General features: G+C 53.3%; 14 protein-coding genes. 1 reads left to right on the forward strand and 13 read right to left on the reverse strand.

Features of this window, described 5'->3' with window-relative positions; all coding sequences use genetic code 11:
* Positions 1-32: 32 nt before the first annotated feature.
* Positions 33-920, reverse strand: coding sequence for a protein-L-isoaspartate(D-aspartate) O-methyltransferase (locus tag H8L32_RS07910; protein ID WP_186946611.1), 888 nt, complete (start codon positions 918-920; stop codon positions 33-35).
* Positions 917-1,654, reverse strand: coding sequence for a 5'/3'-nucleotidase SurE (surE, locus tag H8L32_RS07915; protein WP_186946612.1), 738 nt, complete (start codon positions 1,652-1,654; stop codon positions 917-919). Before surE ends, H8L32_RS07910 begins: the two co-directional genes overlap by 4 nt.
* A gap of 105 nt (positions 1,655-1,759) precedes the next feature.
* Here surE and H8L32_RS07920 point away from each other — a divergent pair, with 105 nt between their 5' ends.
* Positions 1,760-2,740 carry an NADPH:quinone oxidoreductase family protein gene (locus tag H8L32_RS07920; RefSeq protein WP_186946613.1) on the forward strand — a complete coding sequence of 327 codons (981 nt, stop codon included), beginning with the start codon at positions 1,760-1,762 and terminating at the stop codon, positions 2,738-2,740.
* Positions 2,741-2,871: 131 nt separating this feature from the next.
* Here the strand turns inward: H8L32_RS07920 and H8L32_RS07925 are convergent, their stop codons facing one another.
* From H8L32_RS07925 to H8L32_RS07975, 11 genes are all read right to left on the reverse strand, one after another.
* Positions 2,872-4,131: an HD-GYP domain-containing protein gene (locus H8L32_RS07925; protein ID WP_186946614.1), complete on the reverse strand. Its 1,260-nt coding sequence runs from the start codon at positions 4,129-4,131 to the stop codon at positions 2,872-2,874.
* Positions 4,132-4,259: 128 nt separating this feature from the next.
* Positions 4,260-5,063 carry a uracil-DNA glycosylase family protein gene (locus H8L32_RS07930; RefSeq protein ID WP_186946615.1) on the reverse strand — a complete coding sequence of 268 codons (804 nt, stop codon included), beginning with the start codon at positions 5,061-5,063 and terminating at the stop codon, positions 4,260-4,262.
* The gene (locus H8L32_RS07935; RefSeq protein ID WP_186946616.1) at positions 5,060-5,701 is read right to left on the reverse strand and encodes a type II secretion system protein N; all 642 of its coding nucleotides are present in this window, start codon (positions 5,699-5,701) and stop codon (positions 5,060-5,062) included. Before H8L32_RS07935 ends, H8L32_RS07930 begins: the two co-directional genes overlap by 4 nt.
* A gap of 11 nt (positions 5,702-5,712) precedes the next feature.
* Positions 5,713-6,933 carry a type II secretion system inner membrane protein GspF gene (gene gspF / locus H8L32_RS07940; protein ID WP_186946617.1) on the reverse strand — a complete coding sequence of 407 codons (1,221 nt, stop codon included), beginning with the start codon at positions 6,931-6,933 and terminating at the stop codon, positions 5,713-5,715.
* 12 nt (positions 6,934-6,945) lie between these two features.
* Complete coding sequence (gspE, locus tag H8L32_RS07945; RefSeq protein WP_186946618.1) at positions 6,946-8,376, reverse strand: type II secretion system ATPase GspE; 1,431 nt, start codon at positions 8,374-8,376, stop codon at positions 6,946-6,948.
* A 7-nt stretch (positions 8,377-8,383) separates the two neighbouring features.
* Positions 8,384-10,549, reverse strand: a complete 2,166-nt coding sequence (gene gspD, locus H8L32_RS07950) for a type II secretion system secretin GspD (RefSeq protein WP_230412111.1) — start codon at positions 10,547-10,549, stop codon at positions 8,384-8,386.
* Positions 10,546-11,325 (reverse strand): type II secretion system protein N, encoded by a 780-nt coding sequence (gene gspN, locus H8L32_RS07955; protein ID WP_222619279.1) that lies wholly within the window; start codon positions 11,323-11,325, stop codon positions 10,546-10,548. The genes gspD and gspN overlap by 4 nt, the downstream gene beginning before the upstream one ends.
* A gap of 15 nt (positions 11,326-11,340) precedes the next feature.
* On the reverse strand, positions 11,341-11,841 hold the full coding sequence (gspM, locus tag H8L32_RS07960) for a type II secretion system protein GspM (protein ID WP_186946620.1): 501 nt from the start codon (positions 11,839-11,841) through the stop codon (positions 11,341-11,343).
* A complete protein-coding gene (gene gspL / locus H8L32_RS07965; protein ID WP_186946621.1) occupies positions 11,841-13,100 on the reverse strand; it encodes a type II secretion system protein GspL in 1,260 nt (419 codons plus the stop codon). Before gspL ends, gspM begins: the two co-directional genes overlap by 1 nt.
* A gap of 8 nt (positions 13,101-13,108) precedes the next feature.
* A complete protein-coding gene (gene gspK, locus H8L32_RS07970) occupies positions 13,109-14,122 on the reverse strand; it encodes a type II secretion system minor pseudopilin GspK (protein WP_186946622.1) in 1,014 nt (337 codons plus the stop codon).
* Positions 14,119-14,769: a PulJ/GspJ family protein gene (locus H8L32_RS07975; protein WP_230412112.1), complete on the reverse strand. Its 651-nt coding sequence runs from the start codon at positions 14,767-14,769 to the stop codon at positions 14,119-14,121. The genes gspK and H8L32_RS07975 overlap by 4 nt, the downstream gene beginning before the upstream one ends.
* Between the last annotated feature and the right edge of the window lie 12 nt (positions 14,770-14,781).

Consider the following 14,781-nt stretch of genomic DNA (forward strand, 5'->3'; position numbering starts at 1 on the left):
CAGTTAAATTCGCTGCCACCTGACAACGCGTCCTAAATGACGCCAGAATGCAAAGGCACAAAATGGCATTGCTCCATGACTGCACGAGTCCATTCATAATTTGAAACCCGTTCTATCAGTTGCAGCACCTGGTTTCTGCCACCTACCGGCGCCACCAGTCTTCCGCCAACGCGCAATTGCTGCAACAGGGCCTGCGGCACTTCCATACCGGCAGCAGCCAGTATAATACCGTCAAACGGTGCTTCCTGAGGCAAACCCAGCATGCCATCGCCATAATGCAGGCGTATATTGGCAATCCGCATGGGGCGCAAATTGGTTTTTGCCAGCTCATGCAGGGCCTTGATACGCTCTATCGAATACACCTCTTTCGCCACCACCGACAACACTGCCGCCTGATAGCCACAGCCGGTACCAATTTCCAGCACACGCCCCAGATTCGCGCCATTACGCATGATCTCCAGCATGCGTGCCACGATGTAAGGCTGGGAAATGGTCTGGTGATGACCAATCGGCAAAGACGCATCCACATAAGCCTGGCTTGCCATCCCGGATTCAAGAAACAAATGACGTGGCACTGCCTGCAAGGCCGCCAGCACCGTCGTATCTCTCACGCCCTGCTGTGCAACCCTGGCCACCATGGCCCGCCGCACACCTTCGGACACCAGAGGGCCGGACAGTAATGAGGGTGACAGGCCTGCTGTCCCTGTATTGCTTGCATTGCCAACATTTCCACCCTGAGAAAACCTGGGTTCGGCCCTGGGTGCGGTCTGGTGTGCAGCCTTGCCGCTCAGATGATGGGCTGCATTACGCATGGCCGTCTGCGGCATTGCCGTGCGGTTCAACGAACGGTCACCGCTTTTGTCTTTCTGGTTGACGACCGATGACAAGGGCAAAGGAAATCGCTTGTCTTTGCTTGTCATGCGAAATCCAGATTCAAGTGTGCCAGTTGCCGGGTATTCGTCAAATCTATCTGCAAAGGGGTGACTGAAACAAAATTTCTGGCTGTCGCATCAAAGTCCGTTCCGGGACTGGCATCGCTGGCAGCACCCGGCGGGCCTATCCAGTAAATATCACGGCCATGCGGGTCTGTCATGTGGATCACGGGTTCTGAAGTATGCCGTTTGCCCAGCCGCGACTTGCGTATGCCCTTGATATCCTTGTAAGGCAGATTGGGAATATTCACATTCAGCAAAAATGGTGCAGGCAGTTCGGGAAAGCCACGCTTGACGATCTCTTCTGCAACCCTTGCGGCGGCATCCAGATGCTGCCAGCCTTTCTCGGTTTGCGAAAAGGCAATAGACGGGATGCCAAACAAAAATCCTTCGGTTGCAGCCGCCACGGTGCCTGAGTACAGGGTGTCATCCCCCATATTCTGGCCCTGATTAATACCCGACACGACCAGATCAGGCTTGTCTTTCATAATTGCAGTCAGGGCGATATGCACGCAATCAGACGGTGTGCCGTTCACAAAATAAAATCCATTTGCAGCACGCTGCACGCTCAAGGGGCGATCCAGGGTTAGCGCATTCGATGCGCCGGACCGATTACTGTCAGGCGCTACCACCGTGACCTCGGCAAATGCAGACATTGCAGCCGCCAGTGCAACGATGCCCGGGGCCAAATAACCATCATCATTACTGATCAGAATTTTCATGCTTTGTATTCTACCTGATGCTGAAATATAAATTTCTACAGAGAATAGATTTTTGCGGCATAATCACAAAATCAAACGGTCGTACTATTTTATGGAGACATCAAAATGAAAGCTGTTGTTTGCAAAGACTGGGGTTTACCCGACACGCTAGTGATTGAAGATCTGGCAGATGTTGTACCCGGACAGGGTCAGGTTGCGATAGATGTCAAGGCGGCAGGGGTGAATTTTCCTGACGTGTTGATCATACAGAACAAGTACCAGTTCAAACCTGAATTGCCCTTCACACCTGGCAGTGAATTATCCGGCGTCGTCCGTGCAGTTGGCGAAGGTGTCAGCCATGTCAAAGTGGGCGACAAGGTCATCGCCTTTATCGGCAATGGTGCATTTGCACAACAGGTGGTGGTTCCGGCCCATGCCATCATGCCCATGCCACCCGGCATGGACTTTGACACGGCAGCCGCAATCACCCTGACGTACGGCACTTCCCACCATGCTGTCGTTGACCGCGCACAACTGAAAGCTGGCGAAACCATGCTGGTTCTGGGTGCCGCCGGTGGCGTTGGTCTGGCAGCGATAGAAATCGGCAAGGCACTGGGTGCACGTGTGATTGCCGCAGCATCGACCGATGAAAAGCTGGCCATTTGCAAACAGCATGGCGCAGACCTTACCATCAATTACAGCAAGGAAGATTTACGGGAAGCCATCAAGGCAACTACCGAAGGCAAAGGCCCCGATGTAATTTATGACCCGGTTGGCGGCATTTATGCTGAACCAGCCTTCCGTTCAATCGGCTGGCGTGGTCGCTATCTGGTGGTTGGATTTGCCAATGGCGAAATCCCTAAACTGCCTTTGAATCTGACCTTGCTGAAAGGTGCTTCGCTGGTGGGTGTATTCTGGGGTGAGTTTGCCCGACGTGAACCCAAAGCCAACCTGGCAGCCATGCGCGAATTGATGACCTGGCTGCACGAAGGAAAAATCAAGCCGCACATTTCGGGTCGCTATGCACTCAAAGATACAGCCCAGGCCCTGAACGACCTGGCGGCACGCAAGGTCACTGGCAAAGTCGTCATTCAGCCGGAACAATGAGCCTGAAAACGAACAAATAAAGAAGTAAAAAACAAGAAAATAAGGGCTTCGTATAACGAAGCCCTTAGCTTTTTATATTGACTAAATTTTGCGCCAGCCATGCATAGCCTAGCGATTAACTAGCAATTAACTTAGCGATTGACTGCAGCATCCCCCAGCCAGTAACGATTAATATCCTTGAGCCCCCATTTGGCTGCATCTTCGCGACTGGCAATCTTGTCATTCATGCCCGGTCTGGACAGGTCAATCAGCTCAGGCGCGATATAGCCCATGGAACGCAGCGAGAAAAATATCCTTACCTTGGGCAATAACAAGGATTTGCCTACCTGCTGCTCAACCACCACCCCCAGTCTGCCTGATTCCAGCCTGACAAGGGTGCCAACCGGGAAAATACCTATGCTTTTCACAAAAGCCTGGAAGACTTTTTCGTCGAAATGACCACTACTCCATTCAGCCATTTTACGTAATGACTCTGCCGGACACCAACCCTGCTTGTAAGGACGGTCCGAGGTAATCGCGTCATACACATCGCATACTGCGCCCATGCGCGAATACAGGCTGATTTCTTCACCCTTCAGGCGATTCGGATAGCCTGAGCCATCGATCTTTTCGTGGTGATGCAAACATACATCCAGTGCAATTGCACTGACTGCCTCAGATTCTTTCAGCATTTTGTAGCCGGCAACAGGATGTTCCTTGACCGAGACAAATTCAGCGTCGGTCAGCTTGCCCGGTTTGTTAAGGATATCTGCCGACACCATCATCTTGCCGATGTCATGCAACAAGCCAGCCAAACCTGCCTCGCGAGTTTCTTCATCATTCAAGCCAAGTTGTTTGGCCAAGGCCACCATCAATGCACACACGGCGACCGAGTGCATATAGGTATAGTCATCTTTGGTTTTCAATCTTGCCAGACCAATCAGTGCGCCCGGATTGCGCATGACGGAATCCGCGATCTCTTCCACCATGTTTTGCGCATTGCCGACGTCTACGGCATTACCCATGCGCGCTTCATTGAACATGGAGTACACGGCCTGCTTGGACTTGTTCACGATTTGCGAAGCACGTCCCAGCTCATCATCCATCGACACAGCCGTTATCTGTCGCGGCGCTGGTGGTGCAACTGGTGGTGCAGGCTCTGAAGGTGGCAAGGGTTCTGCTGTGGGAGCGGGTTCTGCCTTGGGCTTGCTGCTTGCTTCCGACAGCACATCCAGCCCTTTGTCGGTATCTATCCAGGCCTGACGAATGCGGGTGGCCTGAATTTTTTTTAATTCTTCAGGATCAACCAGCATGAAAGATTTTTGCCAAAACGGCGTATCGATCCAGGAGCTGCACAACTCCTGCACATACATGCCAACCCTCAGCTGATCAATTTCAATTTTTTTCAACATTGGCGGGAGATAAGTAAATTTACGAGGAGACCAGGCAAAGCCCAACATCATTCGTCAATTATTCTACAAAGATGGCTTGCAAGCCAGCGCTTCGGTCAGCATCTCACAAAAATTTTCCTTTGGGCAATTTACTTGACAAGCAAATTCATGGGACGGAAAAAATCCTGCATGGTCTGATTGCCAATAAAGCTCAAATTATACGGATGCTCTGCACTGATTTGCTGATACTTGCTCACAACAGGCATCTGTCGCAATTGCTCTGCAATCTTACCCCACAAGACCAGTGACGGCGCCGGAAAATTTTCATGCTGACGCCGTTGCAACAACATGGATAACATCTTTTCCAGGAAGGGTTGCCAGGCTTTGGCATCCTTCACTGGCGCTGTGTCAGTTCGAAATACCAGGCTGGCGTTCAGCAACAAAAAACCCTGGGAAATCATATTGATTTGTAAAGCTGCCAGGGTCTGTATGAAATCAGAATCGGGATGTCGTGCCTTTTCTGCAATTACCGCCATGGCCGTGCCGGTAGTCGCATCTACCTGCAACTCTCCGGATGCAACCAGTAACATTTTCATGAAATTGCGCAAGGATGTAGCCCGGTTGACTTTTTTCGACAGACCGCCGCCCTCTTCATCCGACCATAAGTTTTTGACAGCACCATCCATGAAGCAGTAACCAGTCGCACTATCGGCGCGAGGATAAGGGCCCTCACCCACCAGAATATAGCGGACACTGTCCATAGGCATGGAAAAAGCAGCAAACAGTCTGCCCTGCTCCGGCAAATACGCGCTGGATTTCAAACCCGACAAATAATCTGGATTAGCCTGATGCACTGCATTCAAGCCGGCATCGATGACTTCTGCCCAGGACGGATGTACCTGCGACAAAGACAGGTGTACATCATCCGGACACACCTCGGACCAAGGACTCATTGTGGATTGCCCGGCATGACTGTGGGCAAAGAAGCCGTAGGCAAACCCGGGGTTACCATAGGTACAGCCGGTGTTATGGGTCCACCGGGTGCCGGCATGCTACGGTGTCCTGCAAATGAATTGGGGGGTGCCACCTGGGGAGGAACAGTATTCCCAGGATTCATATTGGCTTGATTGGGTTGATTTGGCTGATTTGGCTGACTGATGAACACAGGTGCCGTCTGTATCCGGCTGACTTCCTGCACCTGGGGCAAATCAATACGGCGCTCCACACCGGCATCCACGATCACAACATACAGGTCATGCACTTCCTTCAGGGTCACGCCAGGCATGACCTCCTTGTTCAGGGCCACTGACAGTCCAGGCTTGCCGTTGGCACTGATGATGGCCAGGCTTTCTTCCGAACGTTTGGCCAGGACCACCCCCTTCAACTGGAAATTGCTGGCATTCGCCTGCATGACCTGGCTGGTTCCGAAGACGCCACCCCACTGACCGGCACCCGGCTCATAACTGCCTTGCTGAAATGCAGCAGAGACACTTCTGGCCTGTGGCTTGAACAGGCGTAGCCCCCAAAAGCTCAGGGACATGCACAAGGCCACAAAGGCCAGAAAAGTAACAACTATAGGCAGGCGTTTCATTTTTATCCTTATCAGCGTACCAACTGATTTATTTCTATGATAGGCATGAGCACGGCCAGCACGATCAACAAGACCACTATACCCATCGTCAAGATCAATACCGGTTCCAGCAAGCCGGCCATTGTCATGGCGCGCCGCTCCAGGTCCTGCTCCTGGGTATTCGAAGCGCGTTCGAGCATGGCAGGCAATTCACCAGTCACCTCACCGGCCCGTATCATGTGAATCAGCATGGGAGGAAAATGTTTGTGGGCGGACAAGGCACGCGCCAGGCCGACACCTTCACGTACGCTGGCAGTCGCATCCTCGACCTGGGCGCGCATGGCTACATTCGACAGCGTCTCGCGACTGGTCTGCAAGGCACGCAAGATAGGCACACCAGAACCAGTTGTAATGGCCAGCGTGCTGGCAAATCGGGCGGTGTTCAGGCTGCGTTCAAATTTGCCGTACAGAGGTGCAGTCAACAGCCAGCGGTGCCAGCGCATCTTGAATTCCGGATTGCGCAAAGCCATACGCCACAGGAAAAAAGCAGCCACCAGCAATAGCGCCACCAGCCAGCCATAGGCCCGTACAAAATCGGAGATGGCCAACATCATCAGGGTCAGGAATGGCAGTTTTTGCTTGGTATTGGCAAACACCGAGACAATTTGCGGCACCACATACGTGAGCAAAAAAATCACTATGGCAAACGCCACTACGGTCACGATCGCCGGATAGGTAAATGCCAGCCGGACTTTTTGCAGCAAGGCGTTACGCCGTTCGATATAATCCGCCAGACGTGACAAAACCCGGGACAAATGACCTATCTGTTCACCGGATGCCACCAGCGCACAATAGATATCAGCAAAATCGTCCGGATGCTGTTTCAGTGCATCTGACAGGGCTGAACCAGCCATGACTTCGGACCGGATGGAGCCTACAAGATCACGCACATACGAGCGCTCAGACTGTTCCAGCAAGGCAGACAGAGACTGCTCCAGCGGCAAACCAGCCTCCAGCAAGCTGGACAATTGACGTGTGAACAAGGCATTTTCAACGGTAGACAGGCGATCGCCAAACAGAGCACGCTTGCGCTTGCCCGATGCATCCAGTTGATGGTCTATGGATTCGACGATCACCGGCACCAGGCCCTGCCCACGCAATTCACTACGGGCAGAACGCGCGCTATCGGCATTCAGCACGCCTTTGCTGGTCAGACCAGTCTTGTCTACCGCTTCATATCGGAATGCAGGCATACGACTTATTCCTTATTCCTTGGTAACGCGCAATAACTCTTCCGGCGTGGTGACACCCGCCTTCAGCCAGCGCTCGCCATCTTCACGCATGGTTTTCATGCCATCAGCCTGGGCCGCGACGCGGATTTCCGCCTCTGCTGCCTGGTGATGAATCTGCGCACGGATGGCATCGGTGGTCTGCAATAATTCATACACGCCCACCCGGCCCTGATAGCCGGTATGGCCGCAATGTTCACAGCCGACGGCACGCCAGTTGCCATTGTCTTCAACCCGGCAATGGATACACAGCTTGCGCACCAGCCTTTGCGCAACGACACCCAGCAAGGATGACGACAGCAGGAAAGGTTCTATGCCCATATCCAGCAGACGGGTAACAGCGGCCGCAGAATCATTGGTATGCAGGGTTGCCAGCACCAGATGGCCGGTCAGCGATGCCTGCACGGCAATCTGTGCTGTTTCCAGGTCACGGATCTCACCGATCATGATGACATCCGGGTCCTGGCGCAAAATTGCACGCAGGGCCTTCGCAAATGTCATCTCGATTTTTGCGTTGACCTGGGTCTGACCGACACCGGCCAGCTCATATTCAATAGGGTCTTCTACCGTCAGGATATTGGTGGTGCCGGCATTCACACGCGACAAAGCAGCATACAGCGTGGTGGTCTTGCCCGATCCTGTAGGGCCAGTCACCAGGACAATGCCATGCGGTTGTGCAATCAGTTTATCAAATTGGGTCAGTACATCTGCACTCATGCCCAGGTGGCTCAGATCCAGCCGGCCTGCCTCCTTGTCCAGCAAGCGCAGTACAGCTCTTTCACCATGGCCGGTAGGCAGCGTCGATACCCGTACATCAACCGGCTTGCCACCTATGCGCAGGGTAATGCGGCCATCCTGCGGCAAACGCTTTTCGGCGATATCCAGTTGCGCCATGATTTTGATACGCGAAATCAGGGAAGCATGTATTGCTTTCTTCGGGCGCACCACATCCCGCAGCGAACCGTCAACGCGGAAGCGGACTATGGATATCTGCTCAAACGGTTCCACATGGATATCCGATGCGCCATCCCGCAAGGCCTGGGTCAGCAAGGCATTGATCATGCGGATAACAGGCGCATCATCGGCCGACTCCAGCAAATCCTCAACGGCTGGCATGTCCATCATCAGCTTGGCGAGATCCAGGTCCGACTCAACTTCACCCACCACGTCAGCAGCATCACCGCCAGAGCCGGCATAGGCTTTCGCAATGGCCTCGGACAATTCCGGATGCGGCAACATCACCAGTTTTACCTTGCCAAACCTGCGCCCTACTTCGGCAATCGCCGCCGAGGGTGTCAGCTTGGACACCAGTATTTCAACCGCGCCATTGACGACGGCACTGTCCCTGACCGCCAGGACAGAAAAATCGCGGGCAAAACCGTAAGGCAATAAACGATTCTCAAGCATGGTTCAATTATTTCCCTTGCTTGTTGTTGCCGGATTCTGGCGGTATGGTCAAAGGTGTAGAAAGCAATTTGCCTTTTTCTATATTCGGCAACAGGGCATCAGCCATTCCTTCTTTGCCTGGCGCCAGTTGCGTGCGCATGTAGTCATACCGGTCAACGGATACATTATTGCTTTGCTCTGCACTGCGTATCACAGTAGGACGCAAAAACACCATCAGATTGGTTTTGCCACGTTTGGTGGACTGGTATTTGAACAGGTTGCCCAGAATCGGTATATCACCCAGACCTGTTACTTTTTCTACCCCATCCGTGGTGCTGTCTTCAATCAAGCCACCCAGCGCGATAATCTGGCCGTCATCCACCAGCACATTGGTGGAGATAGAGCGTTCTTTGGTAATGATGCCCGATACATTGGTGGTGTCATCAATACTGGATACTTCCTGATAGATCGCCAGCTTGACTGTGCCGCCTTCAGAAATCTGCGGTTTGACGCGCAACTTCAGACCTACGTTTTTACGTTCTATGGTCTGGAAAGGATTTGCGCCTGCAGTACCGGACGTGGCCGTGGTGAACTGCCCGGTAATCAACGGGACATTCTTGCCGACGATGATGTTGGCTTCTTCATTGTCCAGCGTCACCAGATTAGGGATAGACAACACATTGGCATTCCCATCCGTTTGCAATACATGTGCCAGCGCGCCCAGACCCAGTTGACCATTGATCTGCTTGAAAATACCAAGAGACAAACCTTTCCCTGGAAGGACCGAACCCGTTGTCGTGGCATTACCAGCCGCCAGCGTCAGCAGGTTATTACCTGCTGTTGAAAACGAAGTACCACCACCTACACGATAATTGCTGGTGCTGTCGCCGGAAAGGCCCATCCACTGCACACCCAGCTCATTGGCTTTGTCTGCGGTGATTTCAACGATAAGCGCTTCAACATACACCTGGGCGCGACGCGCATCAAGCTGATCAATGACCGAACGCAAATTGCGATACACGGGTTCGCTGGCCGTGATGATCAGGGTATTGGTTGCCGTGTCCGCCTGAATATAACCAGCGGCACCACCGCCACCTGTAGAAGACGTGGATGTGCTGGAAGTCGGCAGTGAAGGTGTAGTGGAAGCACCACCGATACCACTGGTATTCGACGAAGCCAGCGGACTATTAGTACCGTTTGCCGAACTGCCGAAATTCGACACACTGGAACTCGACCGTGAACTGGACGTATCACCAGTAACGATTGAGCGCAGGGTCTGGGCGAGTTTCTCAGCCTCGGCATTTTTCAGGTACACCACATGGACATTGCCAGGCGTGGAGCTAGGCTGATCCAGTTTTTCAACCAGAGATTTGATCTGGTTTGCCCTGGCAACAGACGATGCACGCAATAACAGGGAATTGGAACGGGGATCAGACATCAATACCGCACGAGTAGGATCAGCGCCGGTGCCGGAATCCATGATCTTGTTGATCAACGCCGCCACATCAGATGCGATGGCGTTCTTGATGGGAATGATATCCATATCGACCGAAGCAGGCACATCCAGCGCTGCAATGATCTTGTTGAGACGCTTCAGGTTATCGGCATAATCGGTAATGACTACCGTGTTATTGCCAGGATTGCCATTGATGGTGTTATTTGGTGAAATCAGCGGGCGCAGGATGGTCACCACATTCGCCGCAGATTCATAATTGAGCTTGTAAATCTGAGTAGCGACCTGATCCCCCTTGGCCGATTCATTTTTTTCTGCATGCATGGTCTGGGTTGGACCTGGCTGCAGTTTGGCATCTGATTCCGGCACCACTTTGGAATAACCATCGGCTGTCACCACGGCATAGCCCTGCAGACGCAAGGTGGATGTCAGCAGCTTGAAAGCCTGATCCTTGGTCAAAGGAGTTTCTGACACCAGATTGATCTGGCCCTTGACGCGCGGATCAATGATGAAGGTGGTACCCGTATAGTGACCGATCGCCTTGATGACGGATTCAATATCGGCACCGACAAAATTCAGGTCAGCCGTATTTTTTGCCGGAACTTGCGCCATGGCCGCTGGCGTCAGCAGGAAGCCGGCCGTCAATACCGCAACACCTGTGATGGCAGACAATTGCTGTATCGGTTTGCGTATCGAATTTCTTGTCATGGCGACCCTGTGCTTTAATGGAAATGTTTTCATTTGAACTCTAATGCAATTACATCTTTATCGCCGTCACTGCGGCGCTGTCCCAGCAAATTCAGTAAATTTGCCAATTTAGCCTCTTGCCCTGCCTGTGCCCAGGCTTTCCCTGAAAACTGGAAACGTCCTGACAACATCTTACCTGCTCCCTCCAGCATCATCGGCCCTTTCATGGTCGATAACTGCATGTCGGCTTCTGTTCCACGCAAATCAAAGCCCATCTGGTAACTGCCCAAAGGCTTGATGGGCGACAGGCGCGATGCCATTTCTGCCATTTCCAGCTGTACATGGCCAGTTACGCTGACCTGTCCATTGGCACGCGAAAACAGCAAATCATTCCATGATAAATGCAATATCCCGCTTGGCCCTATGGTATTTAAGGGAGCGCCCAATCCTTCCAGGCGTTCTGGTGGCAATAACAACACTGCCGGGCTCAATTGCCACTGGCTAAAATTGCCAGCCAGCCTGACCGGGACATTCAGGGAAGCTGGATTTTCCAGCTCCAGCCTGATCTGTCCCAGCAAGATCATAGGTGAAATATGCCATTGAAAACGCCCTGGGAACAAGGGAGTGACAGGGCCACGGCCATCCGCCGCGACACCGACAAAAGCCGATCCCTGCCAGAATGTTCCCTGGATATCACCCAGACTGAGACGACCCCGGCTTTGTTTTTCCACCACCAACCCCAGCCAGCTGGCCGGTAAAAACAGCATCACCGTGACCAGCACACTGACGAACGCGGCGACAATCCAGCTTAAACGTTTAAAAATGGGCATCTTTTCTACCTGCCATCACTGGCTGCTTCTTTGCTGTCTCAATGTCAGCGTGGCACTGACCTGACCACTTTCCAGCAGGGAAACCAGTTTTGCCTCTTCCACTGTCAGTCTTGACGCTTTCTGTACTTCTACCAGCCATTCCATCAAATTGGCATAGCCAGCTGCAGGGATTTGCACCCTGACGATATCGTCATTCACGCCTATGGTCTGGGGCTTGATACCACGCCGTGTCAGCGACTGTTCCAACTGTTCCTTGCTGACAGGTGAAATCGTTTCAGACAGGCTGGCTGCCAGCTGTGACTGTTGCTTGCTCAGTTCAGCCATTTCTGCCAGTTGCTGATTCAATACCGGAATACTGGTTTGTAGCTGCTTCAGTCCACTCAGTGCCGGTGCCAGAAAAATTGCGTACACCAGTGCCAGGGTAATCACCAGCGCGCAAATCAACAACATGCGGCGTTCACGCTCGGCGCGGGCCAGCCAAAAGAAATTGAATTGTTCTTTCAGTGCATAAATCATCAGCGTTTCCCTCCTGCTGTCACACGCAGGGTACCATCCGTAGCGGAACTGATTTCCAGCGACTGTTCTGCCAGGCCCATGCGCAATTTATCCAGCGGCACCTGTATGCCGGGCTTGGTTCTGATGAATAAGGCCCGTTCCTTATACTCGATGCCGGCGATCCCGCCGGGTGGGCCGAATCTGTCCCATATCTGGGCAAACTGGGATGCCATGACGGCAAAATCGTTGGCTGCAAATTGCCCGGCAGCACGCTTGGCCACATTCACTTTCTGCTGCATTTGCAACAGTGGGTCGAGTATCGCGGTCTCTTTGGGGAAGCTGTTCCTGTAAGTTTGCGTCAGGGATTTGCTGATATCCTGCGCTTCTTTACGTTTGCTCAACCATTCAAAATTCAATGCTGCCAGATTCACAATCAGTAGCGCCAGGGCCAGGCGCAGCGGCCAGCGCCACTTGCTCCAGTCAAAACTGGCCATGTGTTCCGCCGCTATACCTGTCATCAAGTCTGGTGTTGCCTGGCTGATGCCATCCACCCGGGTAACCCAGCTGATGGCCGACAGATTGATGCCATCTTGTAGCCCCAACTGGCCAACCAGTTGCTGATAGGCATCCAGCTCAGCCGCAGGCACATGGACATCAACCCTGGGCAGTTCACTTAAATGCCCCAGCATGGCCAGCGCATCGGCCTGTCCTGTCAGATCAAGGCTCAGGCCTATGCCGTGCTTTTCACCATTACGCAGGCAGAGTTCAAGTGCACTGTCTTTTTCTTCTATCAGGGCACTGGCTGCCGCGCTCTGCCCATCCACAGCAGGATGAAAGGCCAATGCCAGTTGTGCTGGATATGCCGACAATTTGCGGGCTGGCCAGTCTTTGACGCGTTTGGCGACATCTTCCAGCCACAGACGGTCTGCCACGGCCACGCTGATTTCACCATCGACAACAGGCGAGGAAACCAGTATCAGGTCTGCCGGATCACTGACCAGTTGTTCTTCCAGCAAATTCGGCAAGGCTGTTTTGAGCTTGGCCGCCGACATCGGCGGCACCTTGACTGTCAGCAGGCTGGCATCGGTCGCCGCCAGCAAAAATGCGATTTGCTTTGCCCCTGCGGCCAATGACTTCAGGTCAGCCAGCGTCATCTGGCCCTGTTGCTGCAACCGTCCTTCAGTTGTCATCAGCGCAAAGGACAGGTTTTGCCCAGCCCAGTCGGGCCTGTTTTGTGCTGCTGCCCTGGAGGGCAAAGAAATATACAGTGTGCTTGCCATATTTTTATTCAGTTTTCCCGTACCCAAAGCACCGTTGTTGTCACGGGCATGGTCGACGTACTACCCTCTGCCCGCTCGATCAAGGCACTGACATCCAGTGCCGAACGATTCATTTTCACTTTACCATTCACGATAAAAAAATGGGTGTAAACAGACACATCCTTATCGGTCACCGTTTTTGTCTTATCGTCGAAGCGCCGCTTGAAATCATCTACCGTCAGGAAATACGCCCTGTCACGGCTGGCGATCATCATCGCGGCGTCACTCATGCTAAGTCCCTCGATCCTGGCCGCCAGGACTTCAGCCGTCGTGGTGTTGACGTTGATCGAGGTCTTGCGTGGCAATACCGTCACTGCCGTTTTCAGACGATTCAGCATTTCCGTATTGAAACCGCTGACTGCCAACAAATCATCAATCTGGGTAAAGCGCAGGAATTGTACTTCAGGAAACGACTCGTCTGACGAGGTTTTTCCAGTTCCTGACTCGGCCGTGCTTGAACCGGGGGCCGCAGCAACCCTGGCCTGGGTTTTTGCCACCATGGTTGCCACTGGTTCAGCCAGTTGCGGGTCCAGGCGCAAATTGGTGAGCAAACGGGCAAATACCGCCAGTTCACGCGGATCCACAATACCGTCAGTAGCCAGGTTATTCAGGTTGAACATGGCCTGGGCATCACTGACCTGGCCTGACAGGGTAGCATCACTATCCTCACCTTCAGCACGGCCATTTTCCACGTATTGATCAAGCCGGGTATCGGCCAGCGTTACGGCCCAGGGCTCCCCAAGGTGATCTACGTTCGCCGATTGCTTGCCATCTTCGCGCAAGATCAGCCTGGCCCAGTCGATGGCCCCGCGCAAAATCCACTTTTTCTGCAACTGCATCCGCTGATTTTCTATGGACCTGACCTGCACCTGTTGCTGCCAGAACAGGCTGGCAACGATGGTGATGGCCAACGTCGTCAGCAGCAATGCCGTAATGACGGCTACCCCTGCCTGCCTGCCAGAGTAGACTGGTTGCTGCCTCATACTGCCCCCAGCAAGAAGACTTTGGTGACAGGAAGCTCGCGCCCGGTCAGTTGCACAGACAACTCCAGCCCGGTCAGCTTGCCACTTTTGGTCGCTGGCGCGCCAGTTCCTGCTTGTGGTGTCGCAGCACCATCTGCTTCAGAGCCGCCCATGCGCCAGCCATTTTCTCCATTTCGCCAGGTCCGCATGTCCAGGCTCAAGACCTGACTTTGCAAGGCGATGGCAGGATTGACATCCACATCCGACATGGCATTTTGCCAATCCTGATCCAGCGCCGCCAGTTCACGCGTAGGTAGCATCTCGCTACGGCTCAGCACACCTTCACGCAGGCGGTAAGCCACTACCTGCAAGCGGCTGGGCTGATTTTCTTCAAATACCGTGCGTACCAGTACCAGCCTGGAGCCAAGTGCACTCAAAACTTCACGTCCGGGTAAATTAATGGGGTCAACCAGATGCGCGCAATCGTTCTCTATCTGTGCAAATGCCAGTTGTATGCCGCGTGTCTGTTCCATTTCAGCGGTCAGGCCGGCCCGCGCCCGCACGATGCTATCCAGCCCGCGCCAACCCAGTACCGCAATGATCGCCAGTATGGTGATTGCCACCAGCAGCTCTATCAGAGTAAATCCGGTTTGAGTTGGATGGCGCAATTTGCTGCTACT

This window comes from Undibacterium hunanense, from assembly GCF_014284335.1.
GTDB lineage: Bacteria > Pseudomonadota > Gammaproteobacteria > Burkholderiales > Burkholderiaceae_D > Undibacterium > Undibacterium hunanense.